This is a genomic window from Paractinoplanes lichenicola, assembly GCF_016785085.1.
In the GTDB taxonomy this organism is placed as follows: domain Bacteria; phylum Actinomycetota; class Actinomycetes; order Mycobacteriales; family Micromonosporaceae; genus Actinoplanes; species Actinoplanes lichenicola.
Genome location: NZ_JAENHO010000004.1, coordinates 783950 through 804048 on the forward strand (window position 1 = coordinate 783950; position 20099 = coordinate 804048).

The 20099-nt window shown below is 72.0% G+C and carries 4 protein-coding genes; all 4 read left to right on the forward strand.

The window, feature by feature from the left end:
• Positions 1-18 precede the first annotated feature (18 nt).
• Genes JKJ07_RS17260 through JKJ07_RS17275 form a run of 4 tightly spaced genes read left to right on the forward strand, consistent with a single transcriptional unit; the run spans position 19 to position 20058 of the window.
• The gene (locus JKJ07_RS17260; RefSeq protein WP_202992563.1) at positions 19-7767 is read left to right on the forward strand and encodes a non-ribosomal peptide synthetase; all 7749 of its coding nucleotides are present in this window, start codon (positions 19-21) and stop codon (positions 7765-7767) included.
• Between the two features lie 11 nt (positions 7768-7778).
• Positions 7779-15512 carry a non-ribosomal peptide synthetase gene (locus tag JKJ07_RS17265; RefSeq protein ID WP_202992564.1) on the forward strand — a complete coding sequence of 2578 codons (7734 nt, stop codon included), beginning with the start codon at positions 7779-7781 and terminating at the stop codon, positions 15510-15512.
• Between the two features lie 4 nt (positions 15513-15516).
• The gene (locus tag JKJ07_RS17270; RefSeq protein WP_202992565.1) at positions 15517-19332 is read left to right on the forward strand and encodes a non-ribosomal peptide synthetase; all 3816 of its coding nucleotides are present in this window, start codon (positions 15517-15519) and stop codon (positions 19330-19332) included.
• A 12-nt stretch (positions 19333-19344) separates the two neighbouring features.
• On the forward strand, positions 19345-20058 hold the full coding sequence (locus JKJ07_RS17275; protein ID WP_307834301.1) for a thioesterase II family protein: 714 nt from the start codon (positions 19345-19347) through the stop codon (positions 20056-20058).
• Positions 20059-20099: the final 41 nt, after the last annotated feature.

Sequence of the window (20099 nt, forward strand, 5' to 3'; positions counted from 1 at the left end):
GCCCATTTTGGAGACACGATGATTCCGTTGTCGTTCGCGCAGCGCCGGTTGTGGTTTGTGGACCGGTTCGAAGGCCCATCGCCCACCTATAACGGCGCTTTCGCCCTGAAGCTGACCGGTGAGTTGACCGTCGGTGCGCTCGAGGCGGCGCTCCGCGACGTGATCGACCGGCACGAAGTGCTGCGCACGGTGATCGTCGAGGGCGACGACGGCGTCCCGTTCCAGCAGGTTCTGCCCGCCGGGACCGCACCGTTCGAGCTGGGGGTCGCCGACGTCACGCAGGCGGCGCTGCCCGCGGCCGTCGACGCGGCGGCCAAGGCGACGTTCGACCTCGCCGCCGACGTGCCGATCCGCGCCCGGCTGTTGCGCACCGGGCCCCGCGAGCACACGCTGGTGCTGGTCGTGCACCACATCGCCCTGGACGGCGAGTCGCTCGGGCCGCTGCTGCGCGACCTGAGCACGGCGTACTCGGCGCGACGCGACGGCCACGCACCGGGCTGGGAACCGCTGCCGATCCAGTACGCCGACTACACGCTCTGGCAGCAGGACGTGCTCGGCGACGAGTCGGATCCGCAGAGCGTGGCCGCCCGCCAGCTGGCGTATTGGCGCGAGACGCTCGACTCGCTCGTGCAGCCGCTGGCCCTGCCGACGGACCGGCCGCGCGGACGGGTCAGCAGCAGCCGTGGTGACCTGGTGCAGTTCCCGATCGCGCCCGGCCTGCTCGCGGACGTGCGGCGGCTCGTCGCCGAGCAGGACATCACCGTGTCGATGGTCATGCACGCGGCACTCGCGGTGCTGCTGCGCCACCTCGGCTGCGGCGACGACGTGCCGATCGGCGCGCCCATCGCCGGCCGCGTGGACGAGGATCTGCGCGACCTCGTCGGGTTCTTCGTCAACACCTGGGTGCTGCGGGTCGACCTCAGCGGCAACCCGACGTTCCGGCAGTTGCTCGACCGGGTGCGCGACCGCTCGCTCGGGGCGTACGACAACCAGGAGATGCCGTTCGAGCGGCTGGTGGAGCTGCTCAACCCGGACCGCTCCACCGCCTATCACCCGTTCTTCCAGGTGATGCTCGCCTGGCAGGAGCCGCTCGGCGCCCTCGAATTCGCCGGTCTCGACGTCGAATCGGAGACGCTGGAGACCGCGACCGCGAAGTTCGACCTCTTCTTCAACATCATCCCGGACGCTTCCGGCGGCGCCGGCGTGCGCCTGGAGTACGCCACCGACCTGTTCGACCGGGACACGGTCCAGCGTCTCGCCGCCCGCTTCGAGCGCGTGCTGAGCCTGCTGGTCGCCGACCCCGACCGCGGCGTGGACGTGCTGGACGTGCTCGACACGGACGAGCGGGACCGGTTGCTGCGTCGCTACAACGACACCGCCCTGCCGCTCGACGACCAGACGGTCCCGCAGCTCTTCGAGAGCCAGGCCGCGCGTACGCCCGATGCCGTGGCGGTCGAGTGCGCCGGCCGCGTGCTCACCTACCGCGAACTGGACGCCCGGGCCAACCACCTCGCGCAGGAGCTGGGCCGGCGCGGCGTCGTCGCCGAGGACCTGGTGGTGCTGGCGGTGCCGCGTAACGAGGACCTCGTGGTCGGCCTGCTCGGCATCCTCAAGGCCGGCGCCGCCTACCTGCCGATGGATACCCGCTATCTGGGTGCGCGGGCCGCGGGAGTGCTGGCCGAGGTGCGCCCGCGCTTCGTCGTCACCGACACCGCGACGGCGCAGCAGCTGCCCTGCGACGACGCGTCCGTCATCGACCTCGACTACTCCGGGCAGTGGCAGTCGCCGGACCGGACGGTCCCGCTGTCGCCGCCGGCACCCGGCAATCTCGCCTACGTGATGTACACCTCCGGCTCCACCGGCAAGCCGAAGGGTGTCGCGATCACCCACCGCAGCATCGTCAACGGGGTGCGCGAGCTCGCCGGCCGGCTGCACGCGGCGCCCGGCTGGCGTATGCTGGCCGGCACCTCGATCAACTTCGACGTCTCGGTCTTCGAGCTGGTGACCACGCTCGTCACCGGCGGTACGGCCGAGATTGTGCCCGACGCGCTGGTGCTCGGCGAACGCGACGGCTGGGACGGTCACGTGATCAGCGGCGTGCCGTCGGTGCTGGGCGAGCTGGTCGGCCATCTCGCCAAGGCGCCGGACGTCCGCTCGATCGTCTTCGCGGGTGAGGTCCTGCCCGCCCGCCTGGTGCGCCAGGTGCGTGAGGCGCTCCCGGGTGTGCAGCTCGTCAACTCGTACGGGCAGACCGAGAGCTTCTACGCCACCGCGTTCTCGCTTCCGGCGTCCGAGCCGTGGACGCACGACGACGTCGCACCGATCGGCACGCCGCTGAGCAACACCCAGGCCTACGTGCTCGGCCCGGGTCTCGTCCCGGTGCCGCCGGGTGTGCTCGGCGAGCTCTACGTGAGCGGTCGCAGCCTGGCTCGCGGCTATCACGGCCGCGCGGGTCTGACCGCGGAGCGCTTCGTCGCCAACCCGTTCGGCCCGGCCGGTGATCGCCTGTACCGCACCGGCGACCTGGCCCGCTGGAACGCGGACGGGCAGCTGGAGTGCCTTGGCCGCGGTGACAGCCAGGTGAAGGTGCGGGGCTTCCGCATCGAGACGGCCGAAGTGGAGGCCGCGCTCACGCAGCACCCCGGCATCAGCGAGGCAGTGGTGCTCGCCCGGGACGTGCCCGCGGGCGGGCGGCGGCTCGTCGCCTACGTGGTGCACACCGGCGAGGGCGGTGTCGGCGACGACGGTGGCGGCGGCATCGGCGACGTCGACGTGCTGGCCGGCGCCTCCTCGGCCGAGCTGCGTAAGTTCATGACGGCGCGGCTGCCCGACTACATGGTGCCGTCCGCGTTCGTCGCGCTGAGCCGGCTCCCGCTCGGCCCCACGGGCAAGCTGGACCGCTCGGCGCTGCCCGAGCCCGAGTTCCTGGGCGAGACGTACCGCGAGCCCCGCACCGAGGCGGAGGTCGTCCTCGCCAACGCCTACGCCGACGTGCTCGGCGTGGACCGGGTCGGCATCGACGACGACTTCTTCACGATCGGCGGGGACAGCCTGCGATCGATCCAAGTGGTGGCCCGGGCCCGCTCGCGCGGCCTGCACGTCACCACCCGGGAGATCTTCGAGTGCCGCACGGTGGCGCAGCTGGCCGAGCTGGCCGGCGCCCGCCGGGAGCAGACGCCCGCACTGGCCGAGGACGAGACCGGCGGCGTCGGCCCGATGGCCTTGCCGCCGGTCGCGCAGCAGGTGTTCGGCAACGGCGGCGGCACGGACCGGTTCGCCATGGCGATGACGCTGGAGTTGCCGGACGGCATCGACGAGCGCGGGCTGACCGCGACGCTGAACGCCGTTCTCGACCGGCACGACATGCTCCGGGCGCGACTGGTGCGCGATGCCGAGCTCTCGCTCGACGTCCGCCCGCGCGGCACCGTAGGCGCCGCGCACCTGATCCACAAGGTCGACTGCGGCGGCGGCTGGGCGGATCCGGCCGAGCTGGCGGCGGCGAAGTCGGAGCTGGACGCCGCGCTCGGCCGGCTGGACCCCGAGGCCGGGATCATGGCGGCGTTCGTCTGGTTCAGCGCGCCGTACGGCGAGGGCCGGCTGCTGATCGTGCTGCATCACCTGGTGGTGGACGGTGTCTCCTGGCGCATCCTGATGTCGGACCTGGCCGAGGCGTGGAACCGGATCGGCGCCGGCCACCCGGCCGAGCTGCCCGCGGTCGGCACGTCGGCCCGCCGCTGGAGTGCGGCGCTGGAGTCCGAGGCGCTCTCCCCGCAGCGCGAGTCCGAGCTGCCCTACTGGCGTGACCTGCTGGAGGTGCCCGACCCGCCGCTGGGCGAGCGGCCGTTCGATCCGTCCGTCGACGTGATGGGCACGGTCGACACGCTGCGGCTGCGGCTGCCCGCCGAGGTCACCGACGCCGTGCTGAGCAAGCTTCCGGCGGCGTTCCGGGCGACCGGCACCGACGTGCTGCTCGCCGCGCTGGCACTGGCGGCCGGCCGGTGGCGCGGTGCGTCGCTGCCCACCGTCGTGCGGCTCGAGGGGCACGGCCGCGAGGAGGACGTCGTCCCCGGCGCCGACCTGTCCCGCACGATCGGATGGTTCACCAGCATGTACCCGGCCCGGATCACGGTGCCCGGGGTGGACCTGGCCGACGTGCTGGCCGGTGGCTCCGCCGCCGGCGCCGCGGTCAAGCTGGTCAAGGAGCAGCTGCGCCAGGTTCCGGACAAGGGCGTCGGCTACGGCCTGCTGCGCTACCTGAACCCGGAGACCGCCGAGCAGCTCGCCGACTATCCGGCGCCGCAGATCGGCTTCAACTACCTGGGCCGGATCTCCGACACCGACGTGCCGGAGCACCTGCGGGCGTACGGCTGGGTGCCGTCCTCGTGGTCCACCGAGCTGATCGCGATGCCCGATCCGGACCTGCCCGCGCTCTCCGCCCTGGAGGTCAACTCCGTCGTGGTGGACACCGCGGACGGCCCCGAGCTGCAGACGATCTTCATGTTCCCGTCCGGGCTGCTGTCCCGTGACCGGGTCAGCGAGCTCGCCGGCCTCTGGGCCGACGTGCTGCGGGGCATGGCCGTCTATGCCGCCCGGCCGCGGATCGGCGGCCTGACCCCCTCGGACGCGCCGCTGGTCTCGGTGCGCCAGGAGGAGATCGAGACGTGGGAGCAGCGTTACGGCCGGCTCGCCGAGGTGTGGCCGCAGGCGCCGGGTCAGTCCGGCATCCAGTTCCAGGCCGCGATGGCGGACGGCGCGTTCGACGTCTACCACATGCAGTTCGTGTTGCACCTGTCCGGCCACGTCGATCCCACCAGGATGCGAGCGGCGGGGCAGGCGCTCCTGCGCAGGTATTCCAACCTGCGCTCTGCGTTCCTGACGACCGCCGACGGCGATCCCGTACAGGTCGTTCCGGAACACGTCGCCCTGCCCTGGCGACACACCGACCTCGCCGGGCAGGGCGACGCGGAGCAGAGTGACGCGCTCGACGCCTTCCTGGCGGCGGACCGGGCCGACCAGCTCGACCCGGCCAAGCCGCCGCTGCTGCGCCTGGGCCTGCTCACCTGCGGCCCGCAGCACGCCAAGCTGGTCATCACGGCGCACCACACGCTTTTTGACGGCTGGTCCTCGCCGCTGGTCATCAAGGACCTGATCCAGCTGTACGCCGACACCGGCGAGCTGCCGCCGGCACGTGGCTACGGCGACTACCTGGCCTGGCTGAGCGCGCAGGACCGGGAGGCGTCCGCCGCCCGGTGGAAGCAGGAACTGGCCGGCTTCGACCAGCCCACGCTCGTGGCGCCCGTGCTCGTCACCGAGGACGTCCCGCCGGCCGAGGAGGTGTCCGCCCTCGGCCGCATCGAGGTGCCGTTCTCGATCGACCAGGGCCGGCAGCTCGCCGGCCGGGCCGCTGAGCTCGGCGTCACGCTCAACACGCTGCTGCAGGGCGCGTGGGCGATCCTGCTCGCGAAGCTGACCGGCCGCTCGGACGTGGTGTTCGGCGCCGCGGTCAACGGCCGCCCGGAAGACGTGCCCGGCTCGGACGAGATGGTCGGCCTGTTCATCAACACGCTGCCGACCCGGGTCTCCTGCCCGCCGCAGGCGAGCATCGGCGAAGTCGTCACCGAGCTGCAGAACCGGCAGGTCGCGCTCTTCGACCACCACTACTACGGACTGGCCGACATCCAGCGTGACGTCGGGCTGCCCGCGCTCTTCGACACGATCGTCGTGTTCGAGAACTATCCGATCGACCGGGACGGCATCGTCGAGGCGAACACCGCCGCGGGCTTCGGGATCGACGGCATCCGCCCGTTCGCCGGCTCGCACTATCCGCTCACGCTCAACTCGTCCGACCCGTACCTGCGGCTGTCGCTGGACTACCAGAGGGACCTCTTCGACCGGGCCACGGCCGAGGTGATCGCGGCCCGGCTCGTCCGCGTGCTGGAGCAGGTGCTCGAGGAGCCCGCGACGCCGGTCAGCGCCGTCGAGGTGTTGTCGGAGCAGGAGCGGGAGTGGCTGCTGCGGAAGATCAACGACACCGCGCACCCGGTGGCTCCGCAGACGTTGCCGGGCGCGTTCGAGGCCCAGGTGGCGCGGGAGCCGGATCGGCTCGCGCTGATCGGTGAGGGCGAGCGGCTGACGTACGGCGAGTTCAACCGCCGGGCCAACCAGCTGGCGCACTGGCTGATCGAGCAGGGCGCCGGCGCCGAGCGGCTGGTCGCGGTGCGGATCCCCCGCTCCGTGGAGCTGCTGGTGGCCATCTACGCGGTGGTGAAGGCGGGCGCCGCCTACCTGCCGATCGACACCGAGCTGCCCGAGGACCGGGTGCGCCAGGTGCTCACCGGCGCCCGGCCGCTGCTCGTGCTGGACGGCACCACGCCCGACGTCTCCGGATATCCGGACACGAACCCCGAGCGCACGCTGACGCCGGACAACGCGGCGTACGTCATCTACACCTCGGGCTCCACCGGCGGCCCCAAGGGCGTGCAGGTGGCCCACCGGGCGATCATGAACCGGCTCGCCTGGGGCCTGGCGCACTTCGACGTCGGTGCCGAGGACCGCATGTTGCTGAGCACGACCGCGAGCTTCGACGTGTCGGTGCCCGAGCTCTTCGCGCCGTTGCAGGTCGGTGCCGCCATCGTGATCGCCCGTCCGGACGGGCGGCGGGACCCGGCGTACCTGGCCGACCTCATCCAGCGCGAGCACGTGACCGGTGCGGACTTCGTGCCGTCGCTGCTGGAGGCGTTCGTCAACGAGCCCGCCGCGAAGGAATGCGACAGCCTGCGGTGGATGGAGGTCGCCGGTGAGGCGTTCCCCGCCGCGCTGGCCAACCGGGCGGCCGAACTGCTGCCGGGCTGCGACGTGCACAACGTCTACGGCCCGACCGAGGCCGCGGTGGAGGTCACGGCGTGGCAGCACGTGCCCGGCGCCGACCGGGTGCCGATCGGCGCTCCGGTGTGGAACACCCGGGTCTACGTGCTGGACTCGGCGCTGCGGCCGGTCGCGCCCGGTGTCGACGGCGAGCTGTACCTGGCCGGCACCGGCCTGGCCCGCGGTTACCTGGGCCGGACGGACCTGACCGCCGGCCGGTTCGTCGCCTGCCCGTTCGGCGCACCGGGCGAGCGGATGTATCGCACCGGTGACGTGGTGCGGTGGAACTCCGACGGTCAGGTCGAGTACATCGGCCGGTCCGACTTCCAGGTCAAGGTCCGCGGGTTCCGCATCGAGCTGGGTGAGATCGAGCAGGCGCTGACGGCGGCGCCCGGTGTCACCAGCGCGGTGGTTGTGCTGCGCGAGGACCGGCCCGGCGACCAGCGGCTGGTCGCCTACGTCGTCCCGGCGGAGGCGGACGTCACCGCCCTGACCGAGCGGGCCCGGGAGAATCTGCCCGACTACATGGTCCCCTCGGCGATCGTGCCGCTCGCTCAGTTGCCGCTGACGCCGAGCGGAAAGCTCGACCGCAACGCGCTTCCCGAGCCCGAACGCCCCACCGTCGTCGCCGGACGCGGCCCGCGCAATCACAACGAAGAGGTCATGTGCCGGCTCTTCGCCGAGCTGCTCGGCGTGGACGAGATCGGTATCGACGCCGACTTCTTCGAGCAGGGCGGCCACTCACTGCTCGCCACCCGCCTGATCGGCCGGATCCGCAAAGAACTCAACGTCGACGTCAAGGTCACCATGGTCTTCCGCACTCCGACCGTCGCGCAGTTGTCGGCGCAGATCGAGAAGCTCGCCAAGACAAACCGCCCCCAGCTGCGTCCGATGAGCGCGTAGGGAGTACGACGATGATTCCGCTCTCTTTCGCCCAACGCCGGCTCTGGTTCCTCTATCGCATGGAGGGCCCGTCCGCGACCTACAACGTCCCGTTCGTCCTGCGCCTGAGCGGGCCGCTGGACACGTCGGCGCTGCTCGCCGCCGTCACGGACGTCGTCGCCCGCCACGAGAGCCTGCGTACCCTCATCGTGGAGGACGCCGACGGCACCCCGCACCAGTGGGTGCTGCCGCCGGAGGAGGCGTTCCTGCAGAGCCGGTTCATCACGGTGACGCCCGACGCCTCGGAAGCCGCCGTGCAGGCCGCGGTGTGCCAGGGCTTCGACCTCCAGACGGAGCTGCCCCTGCGGGTCACCATCTTCCAGGAGTCGCCGCTGGAGCACATCGTGGCGTTCGTCTTCCACCACATCGCCTCGGACGGGGCCTCGATGGCGCCGTTCCTGCGCGACCTGGTGACGGCGTACACCGCCCGGCGCCAGGGGAGCGCGCCGCAGTGGGCGCCCCTGCCGATTCAGTACAAGGACTACACGGTGTGGCAGCGGCAGCTGCTGGGCGACGAGGACGACGACGCGAGCATCGCCCGGGCCCAACTGGACTACTGGCGGGCGGAACTGGCCGACGTGCCGCAACCGACCCAGTTGCCGCTGGACCGGGCGCGGCCGACGGCGGCGAGCCACCACGGCGGCCACGTCGACTTCGAGCTCGACCTGGACCTGCTCACCGGCATCGCGAAGCTCGCCGCGCAGCACGGCGGCACCGCGCCGATGGTGGCCCAGGCCGGGCTGGCGGTGCTCCTGCACCATCTCGGCGCGGGCAACGACCTGACGATCGGCGGACCGATCGAGGGGCGCGCCGACGAGCAGCTCGACGACCTGATCGGCTTCTTCGCCAACACGTGGGTGCTACGCGTCGACCTGTCCGGCAACCCGGCCTTCGGGTCGTTGCTGACGCAGGTTCGTGATCGGGCCCTCGCCGCGTACGACAACCAGGACGTTCCGTTCGAGCGTCTGGTGGAGCTGCTGAGCCCGGACCGGACCACCGCCTATCAGCCCCTGTTCCAGGTGATGCAGGCCTGGCAGTTCGAGTGGTCGGCGATCGAGATCCCGGGCCTTCAGGTCACCCCGCTGCCGGCCGGCACCGGAACGGCGAAGTTCGACCTCTTCTTCAACATCGTCCCGGCCCCGTCCGGCGGCGCCTACGGCCGCCTGGAATACGCGACCGAGCTGTTCGACCACGCCACGGCCGAGAGCCTGGTCGACCGCTACCTGCGTGTGCTGCGCCAGGCGGTCGCCGACCCCACGGCGCGGCTCGACGCGCTGGACGTGCTCACCGACGCCGAGCGGGACGCTCTGACCGAGCTCAACCGCACGACGGTGCCGTTGCCGGACCTCACGGTAGCGCAGGCTGTCGCCGCTCAGGCGGCCCGGACACCGGACGCGACAGCGGTGGTGTGCGGGCAGACGTCGCTGTCGTACCGGGAACTCGACATCCGGGCGACCCGGCTCGCGGCGCTCCTGCGCGAGCGCGGCGTCGGTCCGGACGTCCTGGTCGCGGTGGCGCTGCCACGCTCCGCGGAGCTGGTGGTGGCGCTCCTCGGCGTCCTCAAGGCCGGGGGCGCCTACCTGCCGGTCGACCCCGCCTACCCGGCCGCGCGCATCGGTTTGCTGCTCGACACCGCCCAGCCGGCCCTGGCGCTGACGGACGGCCAGACCGCGGCGGTGCTGAGCGCCGGTGAGGCGCCGGTGCTGCGGCTCGACGAGCTGGACCTCGACGACGTCGCCGGCGAGGTCGCGGATTCCGGCGCCGGGCCGGACCACCTCGCCTATGTGATGTTCACGTCCGGGTCGACCGGGGCGCCCAAGGGCGTCGCCGTCACCCACCGCGGCGTGGTCAACGGGCTGCGCGCGCTGCGCGAGATCACGAAGGTCGAGCCGGGCGCCCGGATGCTCGCCGCGACGTCGGTGAACTTCGACGTCTCGGTGTTCGAGATCTTCACCGCGCTGACCACCGGCGCGAGCGTCGAGATCGTCCGCGACGTCCTGCAGATCGCCGAACGCCGCGGCTGGTCGGGCGCCACCGTCAGCGCCGTGCCCGCGGTCTTCTCGGCCCTGCTGGACCAGCTGGCCGCCGACCCGGCGAACCGCATCGAGCTCGACGTGCAGACCGTCGTCTTCGCCGGCGAGGCGCTGCCGAGCGAGCTGGTCCGTAAGGTTCGCCGCGCGCTGCCCGGCGTTCGTGTCGTCAACGCCTACGGGCAGACGGAAAGCTTCTACGCCACCACGTTCACGGTTCCCGAGCAGATGGACGGCGCCGCGGCGATCCCGATCGGGCTGCCCTTGGCCAACATGCGCGCCTACGTTCTCGGGCCCGAGCTGGCTCCGGTCGCGCCCGGTGTGACCGGCGAACTGTACGTCGGCGGCCTGCTCGCCCGCGGCTATCACCGGAACGGCGGGCTGACCGCCGAGCGCTTCGTGCCCGACCCGCTCGGGCCGCCCGGCACGCGCATGTACCGCACCGGCGACCTTGCCCGGCGCGATGACGAGGGCCGGCTGCGGTACGCGGGACGCGCCGACAACCAGGTGAAGGTGAACGGCATCCGGGTCGAGCCGACGGAGATCGAGACGGTGCTGGCCCGGCATCCCGCGGTCGCCCAGGCCGCGGTCACCGTGTGCGAGGACCAGACCGGCCGCGCTCGGCTGGCCGGCTATGTCGCGCCGGCGGAGGGCGCGCCCGACGGCGGTGTGTCGTCGGCGGACCTGCGCTCGTTCATGGCCGAACGGCTGCCGGACTACCTGGTGCCGGCCGTCTTCGTGGTGCTGGAATCGCTGCCGCTGACGGCGAGCGGCAAACTCGACAGGGCCGTCCTGCCCGTGCCGGAGTTCGCCGGCGTCGAGCACCGGGCGCCGCGCACCGCGACGGAGCGGGCGCTGGCCGAGGTGTACGCGGACGTTCTCGGCGCCGGCCCGGTGGGCATCGACGACGACTTCTTCACCAGCGGCGGGGACAGCATCCGTTCGATCCAGGTCGTCGCGCGGGTCAAGGCGCACGGCGTGGTCGTCAGCACCCGGGAGATCTTCGAGCACCGCACGGTCGCCCGGCTCGCGGAGCTTGTCGACGCCCGGGCGGGCGAGGAGCGCGTGACCCTGGCCGAGCTGCCCGGCGGCGGCGTGGGCTGGGCGCCGCTGACTCCGACGGCGGCGCACATTCTCGGGCTGGGCGGCGGCGTCGGGCGGTTCTGCATGTCCGCGATGCTCACCCTGCCCGCCGACATCGACCGCGCGGGACTGGTCGCGACGGTGCAGGCAGTGCTCGACCGGCACGACGTGCTGCGGTCCCGGCTCGACCGGGAACGGCCGGGTCTCGTCATCGCCACGGCCGGCAGTGTGGACGCCGGCGCGCTGCTGCACGAGGTCGCCCTGGCGGACGCCGATGCGCGTGCCGAGCTGGACGCGGCCGCGGGCCGGCTCGACCCGGACGCGGGCGTCATGGCGCAGTTCGTCCGGTTCACCAGCGCCACGGAGGCGGACCGGCTGCTGATCGTGCTTCACCACCTGGTCGTCGACGGCGTGTCCTGGCGCATCCTGGTGCCGGATCTGGTCGCCGCCTGGCAGCAGGTTCGCGGCGACGACGTCCGGCAGCCCGCCAACGCGGGCACCTCGCTGCGGCGTTGGGCCCACGCGCTCGTCGCCGAGGCGGCCGGCGAGCAGCGGGTCGCGGAGCTTGCGGTGTGGCGGGAGATCCTCGAGGCGGACGAGCCGGTCCTGGGCGCGCGGCCACTGGATCCGGCCCGCGATGTTGCGGCCACTGTGGACACCGTACGCGTGCAGGTGCCCGCGGACGTCACACAGACCCTGCTGACCACCTTGCCCGCGGTGTTCCGCGGCGGCGTCGACGACGGCCTGCTGGCCGGTCTGGCCCTGGCGCTGGCGCGCTGGCGTCAGACGCGGGGCGAGTCCGGGACCGCGTCGCTTGTCCGGTTGGAGGGGCACGGCCGCGAGGATCACCTGATCCCGGGCGCCGACCTCTCGGGCACCGTCGGCTGGTTCACCGCGATGTTCCCGGTACGCCTGGATCTGGCGGGCGTCGACGTGACGGACGCGTTCGCGGGCGGCCCGGCCGCCGGAAGGGCGATCAAGGCCATCAAGGAGCAGCTGCGAGCCGTGCCGGACAACGGCATGGGTTTCGGACTGCTGCGCCACCTGAACCCGCAGACCGCACCCGTGCTGGCCGGGGCGCGTCAGCCGCAGATCGGCTTCAACTACCTGGGTCGCTCCTCCGGCGCGGACATTCCCGAGCAGCTGCGCGGCCTGGGCTGGGCGCCGGATCCCGGGTACCGGGACCTGATCGCCGCGCCGGACGCGGACATGCCGGCGCTGTCGGCGCTCGAGATCAACGCGGTGGCCACGAGCACGGACGCCGGCGAGGAGTTGACCGCCTACTTCGGCTTCCCCACCGGCGTGCTCGGCCGCGACGAGGTGACCGAGCTGGCCGGCCTGTGGGTGCAGGCGCTGGCCGCCCTGGCGCGGCACACGACCACGCCCGACGCGGGCGGCCTGACCCCGAGTGACGCGCCCCTGGTCCCGGTGAGCCAGCAGGAGATCGACGCCTGGGAGGCCCGCTTCGGCGCGCTGGCCGCGATCTGGCCGACGACGCCGGTGCAGTCCGGGATGTTGTTCCACACGATGCTGGCCGGGTCGACGTTCGACGCGTACCACATGCAGCTGGTGTTCCACCTGTCCGGCACGGTCGACCCGCAGCGGATGCACCGGGCCGCGCAGGCGCTCGTGGGGCAGCACGCCAGCCTCCGCGCGGCCTTCGCCGACCGGGCGGACGGCAAGGTGGTGCAGGTGGTGCCGCGCACGGTGACCTTGCCGTGGCAGTACCTCGACCTGACGGCGGCCGACGAGGCGCAGCGTACGGAGACGTTCGAGGCTTTCCTCGCCCGCGACCGCGCCACCCATTTCGACGTCGCCGACCCGCCGCTGATCCGGATGGCCCTCGTCATCGCCGAGCCGGGCCGCGCCGACCTGGTGCTGACCGCGCACCACGTGCTGATCGACGGCTGGTCCATGCCTCTGCTGATGCGGGATCTGCTGCTGCTCTACGCCTCGGACGGCGACGCGGCCGGGCTGCCGGCGCCCCGTGACTTCGGCGAGTTCCTGTCCTGGCGGGCCCGGCAGGACGAGAAGGAGGCCGTGCGGGTCTGGGCTGCCGAGCTCGCCGGGGTGGAGGAGCCGACGTTGCTCGCCCCCGGTGCGCAAGGTGTCGGGGAGGGTGTCGACCAGATCGACATCGCGCTCGGGGCCGACGAGGCGCAGGCCCTCGTCCGGCGCGCGTCCGAGTGGGGCGTCACCGTCAACACGCTGGTCCAGGGCGCCTGGGCGCTGCTGCTCGGCCAGCTCACGGGCCGCCAGGACGTGGTGTTCGGGGCAACCGTCTCGGGGCGCCCGCCCGCCGTGCCCGACGTGGACGCCATGGTCGGCATGTTCATCAACACCATTCCCGTACGCGTCGAGCACGCGCCCGGCGACACGATCGCGGAGGTCCTCACCCGGCTGCAGAGCCGGCAGGCCGCACTGCTCGACCACCACTACTTCGGGCTGACGGAGATCCAGCAGGCGGCCGGCCTGACCTCCCTGTTCGACACGCTGGTCGTCTTCGAGTCCTACCCGGTCGACCGGGACGGCCTCGACGCCGCCGCCGACGCCGCGGACGGGATCGCCTTCACCGGCCTGCGCCCCTCCACGGCCACCAACTATCCGCTCACCCTGATGGCGGCGGCAGATCCACACCTTCAACTGCTCTTCCAGTACGCCCCCGGCGTCTTCAGCCGGGACAAGGTGGAGGCGTTCGCGGGGCGTCTCGCGCGCATCCTGCGACAGCTGGCAGCCGATCCCGGCCTGACAGTCGCGCAGATCGATGTCCTGACCCCGGCCGAACGCCGGCGGCTGCTCGTCGACTTCAACGACACGGCCGAGCCGACCCCGGACGTGACGATCGCCGAGCTCGTCGAGGCGCAAGCCGAGCGGACCCCGGACGCGGTCGCCGTGGTCACCGACGACGGGTCGCTCACCTACCGTGCCGTCAACGCCCGGGCCGACAGGCTGGCGCACGAGCTCACCGGCCGCGGCGTGGGCCCGGAATCGGTGGTCGCGGTGTCGCTGCCCCGGTCGGCTGACCTGGTGGTCGCGCTGCTCGCGGTGCTGAAGGCGGGCGGCACCTACCTGCCGGTCGACCCGAAATACCCCAGCCACCGCCTGGCCGCCGTCTTCGAGCAGGCGCGGCCGTGCCTCGTCGTGACGGACTCCGCGACGGTCGCGGTGCTGCCGGACCACGACGCGCCGGACGTCTTCCTCGACACGCTCGACCTCTCCGGCGACGCCGGCCACCCCGGCGTGCGGTTGCGGGCGCAGCAGCTGGCGTACGTGATGTACACCTCCGGCTCCACCGGCCGGCCCAAGGGTGTCGCCATCACGCATGCGAACCTGGTCAACGGCGTGCTGCGGCTCGCCGACCGGGTGGGCATGGCAGCGGGCAAGCGGCTGTTCGCCGGCACCTCGGTGAACTTCGACGTCTCCGCATTCGAGATCTTCACGACGCTCGTGTCCGGCGGCGTCGTCGAGCTGGTCCGCGACGTCCTGGTGCTGGGCGGGCGGGCGGGTTGGAGCGGCAGCATCGTCTCCACGGTGCCGTCCGCCTTCGCTGAGCTGGTCGACGACATCGCCGGCCGGGCCGGTGTGGAGACCGTTGTCTTCGCCGGCGAGGCGCTTGCGGCCTCGCTCGTCGAGAAGACCCGGGCCGCACTGCCCGGCGTGCGGATCGTGAACGCGTACGGGCAGACGGAGTCGTTCTATGCCACCACCTTCACCGTGGAGGGCGAGCTCCGGGCCGGCCCGGCCACCGTGCCGATCGGCGCCCCGCTCGGCAACATGCGAGCGTACGTTCTCGGCCCCGGCCTGGGCCCGGTCGCGCCGGGCGCGGTGGGCGAGCTGTACGTCGGCGGGCAGGTCAGCCGCGGCTACCACGGCCGTGGCGCGCTGACCGCGGAGCGTTTCGTGGCCGACCCGTTCGGGCCGCCCGGCGCGCGCATGTACCGCACCGGCGACCTGGCGCGCATCGACGCGGACGGCATGCTGGAATACCTGGGCCGCAGTGACACGCAGGTCAAGGTGCGTGGCTTCCGCATCGAGCCGGCCGAGATCGAGGCCGCGCTCGTCGCGCACCCCGGCGTCGCGCAGGCTGTCGTCATCGCCCGGGACTCCTCCGGCGGCGCCCGGCAGCTGGTCACCTACGTCGTCGCCGCCGCGGGCGCCACCCTGCCGGCGCCGGAGCTGCAGGCGTTCACCGCGCAGCGGCTGCCGGAGTTCATGGTGCCTGCCGCCTTCGTCGTCCTCGACCAGCTGCCGCTCACTCCGAACGGCAAACTGGACCGGGCGGCGTTGCCCGAGCCGGCGTACACCCGTACCGAATACCGCGCTCCCGGCAACGCCCGCGAGGCGACGCTGGCCCAGCTGTTCGCCGAGGTGCTCGACGTGGAGCGGGTCGGTGTCGACGACAGCTTCTTCGATCTCGGCGGCCATTCGCTGCTCGCGACGCGGTTGATCAGCCGTGCCCGCGCCGCGATGGGCGTCGAGATACCCATCCGAAAGATCTTTGACCTGCCGACCGTGGCCGCGCTCGCCGCCTGGGCCGGGGAATCGGCGGCACCCCGCCGTCCCAGCCTGCGCAAGATGCTCGTAGAGGAGTAGAACGATGATTCCGCTGTCTTACGCACAGCGCCGCATGTGGCTCCTGCACCAGATGGAGGGCGGCTCGGAAACCTGGAACCTGACCGGGTCGTTCCGGCTCATCGGGCGGCTGGACGAGGCCGCCCTCGTCGCGGCGATCCGCGACGTGGTCGAGCGGCACGAGATCCTGCGTACCACGTACGTGATGGGCGACGACGGCGAGCTCGGCCAGCGGATCCTGCCGATCGCCGAGGCGGCGCCGGCGGTTCCGGTCATCGACGTGGCGCCGGAGCGCGTGTCGGCGGCGGCGGAGGAGACGGTCGGGCACCGGTTCGACCTCGCCACCGAGATCCCGTTCCGGGCGGCGCTGCTGCGTTGCTCCGCGGAGGAGCATGTCCTCGTCCTGGCGATCCACCACATCGCCACGGACGGCAGCTCGTCGGCGCCGCTGGCGCGCGATCTCGCCACCGCGTACAAGGCGCGGCGCGACGGCCGGGCGCCGGACTGGGAGCCCCTGCCCGTGCAGTACAAGGACTACACGCTCTGGCAGCGTGAGGTGCTCGGCGAGCTCGACGATCCGGAAAGCCTGGCCGCGGCTCAGGTCGAGTACTGGCGCAAGGAGCTCGCCGATGTGCCGCAGCCGCTGGACCTGCCGCTCGACCGGCCCCGGCCGGCGCAGGCCAGTTCGGCGGGCGACACGGTCGGCTTCGCGGTGCGGCCCGAGGTGGCGGCCGGGCTGGAGAGGCTGGCCGCGGAGGCCGGCACGACCATGTCGATGGTCACCCAGGCCGCGGTGGCGGTGCTGCTGCGCAAGCTCGGCGGCGGGGACGACCTGACGATCGGCACCCCGATCGCCGGACGGACCGACGAGGCGCTGGCCGACCTGATCGGTCTCTTCTCCAACACGCTCGTGGTGCGCATGGACCTCTCCGAGGATCCCTCCTTCGCGACCCTGCTCGCTCAGGTGCGCGACAAGGCCCTGGCCGCGTACGAGCACCAGGACCTGCCGTTCGAGGTGCTGGTCGAGGCGATCAACCCGGAGCGGTCCACGTCGTACCAGCCGCTGTTCCAGGTGATCTCCGCGTGGCAGAACTTCGCGAAGTCGAACCTGGAGCTGCCCGGCCTGGACGTGGAGTTCCGCCAGGCCATCACCTCGACCACCCAGGCCGACCTGTACTTCAGCATGATCGCCGACGAGTCGGGGACGCTGCACGGCGACATCTCGTACGCGACCGCCCTCTTCGACCGCGAGACGATCGAGGGCATGGCGGCGCGCTTCGAACGCGTCCTGGAGCAGGTGGTCACGGACCCGAGCATCAGCGTCGGCGACGTCGAGGTGCTGAGCCCGGCCGAGCGGTCGTGGCTGCTGCGGGAGGTGAACGACACCGCCGAGCCGACGCTCACGCAGGGCCTGCTGGCGGCGCTCGACCAGCAGGTGCAGTCCGATCCGCAGGCGGTGGCCGTCATCGACGGCGAAGACTCGCTCACGTACCGGGAGCTGGATGCGCGGTCGAACCGCCTGGCGCACTGGCTGATCGACCGCGGGGTGCGGCCGGAGTCGCTGGTCGCCGTCTGCCTGCCCAGGTCGGCGGAGCTGGTGGTGGCATTGCTGGCGGTGTTGAAGGCGGGCGGCGCTTACGTCCCGATCGACCCGGAATATCCGCAGTCGCGCATCGACTACGTCGTGGAGCACGCCCAGCCGGTGCTGATGCTCGACGACGAGCTGATGTCGGAAGTGGACTGGGACCGCTGCCCCGTTACGGCCCCGGCGGTGGTCACCCGGCCGGAGAACGCCGCGTACGTGATCTACACGTCCGGATCGACAGGCAAGCCCAAGGGGGTATCGATCTCCCGCGGCGCGCTGGCCAACTACCTTGCCACGACGTTGCGGCGGCACCCGTTGTCGCCGGCCGACCGGATGCTGTTCAACACCACGATCTCCTTCGACATCGCGGGAACCGAGCTGTACCTCCCGCTCATCTCCGGCGCCGCGTTGGTGGTGGCCGACAAGGATGTCCTCACCGACCCGGCGCGGCTCGTGCCGATGATGCGCCGGCACGGAGTGACCATCGTGCAGGCGACGCCGGCGTTCTGGCAGATGCTGTTGACCAGCCAGCCGGACGCCGCCAAGGGTCTGCGGATCATGGTTGGCGGCGAGGCGCTTCCGGTACGGCTGGCCGATGCGCTCGCCGAGCAGGCGGCCGAGGTGGCCAACTGGTACGGCCCGACCGAGACCACCATCTGGTCGACCATGGCGCTGGTGAAGCCCGGCGGGGGCGTGGTTCCGATCGGCACGCCGATCGGGAACACCCAGGTGTATGTGCTCGACGCGCGGCTGCGGCCGGTTCCGCGCGGGGTGGCGGGCGAGCTGTACATCGCCGGCGACGGCGTGGCCCGCGGCTATCACCGCCGGCCCGACCTGACCTCGGAGCGCTTCGTCGCGTGCCCGTTCGGCCCCGCCGGGGCTCAGATGTACCGCACCGGCGACCTGGTGCGGTGGGACCGTGACGGCCGCATCGAGTACATCGGGCGCACCGACTTCCAGGTGAAGGTCCGCGGCTTCCGGATCGAGCTGGGCGAGATCGAGCACGTGCTGCAGGGACACCCCGGCGTGGCTCAGGCCGTCGTCGTGGTCCGCGACGACGACGGCGGCGACAAGCGCATCGTCGGTTACGTGGTGCCCAAGCCCGACGCCGCGCCCGGCGGCGACACCGCGGCGTTCCTCGCCGAGCTGCCGGGTTACCTGCGCCACCGGCTGCCGGACTACATGGTGCCGTCGGCGATGGTGGCGCTCGAGGCGATTCCGCTGACGCCCAACGGCAAGCTCGACCGCCGCGCCCTGCCCTCGCCGACCGCCGGCACCGAGGTCAGCCAGGAGCCACGCGACGCCCATGAGGCGAAGCTGTGTGCCCTGTTCGGCGAGTTGCTCGGCCGGGAGAAGGTCGGCATCAACGAGAGCTTCTTCGCGCTCGGCGGTCACTCGCTGCTGGCCACCCGGCTCAGCGTGCGGATCCGCAAGGCGTTCGGTGTCGACACGCCCCTGCGGACGATCATCAAGTACCCCACGGTGGCGGAGCTCGCCTCGCTGGTCCTGATCGGCGGCATCCCGGTGGAGAGCGGCAACCAGTTCGCCGTCGTGCTGCCGTTGAACACCGACCCCGGCACCGGCAAGGAGCCCCTGTGGTTCTTCCACGGCGGCGGCGGACTGGGCTGGCCCTACTTCAGTTTCGTGCCGCACGTGACCGACCGGGCGGCCTACGCCCTGCAGTCTCGCGGCTCGGACGGCCAGGAGCCGCTCGCGGGATCGGTCGACGAGATGATCGATGACTACATCGGCGAAATGCTGAAGATCCAGCCGGAGGGCCCGTTCCACCTCATCGGCTGGTCGTACGGCGGGACACTCGTGCAGGCCGTGGCGGCGAAACTGGACCAGCTCGGTCATCGGGTCGCGCTGGTGGCCGTGCTCGACTCCAGCCCCGGCGGCCACGGCTTCCACAAGATGCGCGACGACAAGAGTTCGGACGACTACCGCGAGGAGCTCGAGGAGTTCTTCGGGCAGTACATCGGCATCGACAGCCAGCAGGACCTCCTGGAGAACATGTCCCGGGTCCTGGCCAACAACGTCTCCCGGATGAGGACCTTCGAGTCGCCGGTCTACCGCGGCGACGTGCTGTTCTTCAGCGCGACGCGCAAGGACGAGGTGTACGGCTCCCTGTGGCGGCCGCACGTTCTCGGCACGCTCGAGGTGCACGACGTGGACGCGACGCACCACGAGATGAACATGCCCGCGCCGGTGGCCGAGGTCTTCGAGGTCATCAACCGCAAGCTGGCACAGGGATAGGGGTTGGTCGAGGTGGTTCAGACACTGTTGTGCGTGCCGTTCGCCGGGGCGGGCGCATCCTTCTTCCACCCCTGGCGTGAGCTGTCCGCCGGCCGGTGGCGCGTCACCGCCGTCGAGCTGCCGGGCCGGGAGCGGCGGTTCCTCGAGGAGCCGTACCGCAACGTGGTCGAAGCGGCCCGGGAAGAGGTCGACGACATCGTTGCCGGCCTCGACACCCAGGCGCCGGTCGTGTTGTTCGGGCACAGCCTGGGCGCCGTGCTCGCGTACGAGCTGGCGCACCTGCTGATCGCGCGCGGCGTCCGGGTGGAGCGCCTGATCGTCAGCGGTTCCCCCGGGCCGTGGACCCAGCGCGAGCGGCGGGCGGCCGGGCTGCCCGAGGACGAGTTCCTCGCCCGGGTCGAGGAGTTCGCGGGCTTCCGGCACGAGGCGCTCGATCACCCGGAGATGCGGGAGCTGATCCTTCCGGCGCTGATGGCCGACTGCGAGATGCACGAGGCGTACGTGCCGAGCGTCGATGATCCGCTGCCCGTGCCGATCTGCTCGCTGCGGGGCGACTCGGACGGGCTGGTGACCGCCGAGGAGGCGCGGCAGTGGCAGGCCGCCACCACCGGCGAGTTCAGCTATGTGGAGTTCCCGGGCGACCACATGTACCTGGTCGACCAGGGTCGCGAGGTCCTTGACGTCATCGAGCACGAAGGGAGCAAGGTCCTGGAGAGGGCCGCGTAGGAGGGCACGGGGAGAGGGCCTTGAGCGAATGGACGCTCAAG

Excerpts from the sequence above, each read along its gene's own strand:
- JKJ07_RS17265 (WP_202992564.1), top strand. The coding sequence starts at position 7,779 with ATGATTCCGCTCTCTTTCGCCCAACGCCGGCTCTGGTTCCTCTATCGC.
- JKJ07_RS17260 (WP_202992563.1), top strand. The coding sequence starts at position 19 with ATGATTCCGTTGTCGTTCGCGCAGCGCCGGTTGTGGTTTGTGGACCGG.
- JKJ07_RS17270 (WP_202992565.1), top strand. The coding sequence starts at position 15,517 with ATGATTCCGCTGTCTTACGCACAGCGCCGCATGTGGCTCCTGCACCAG.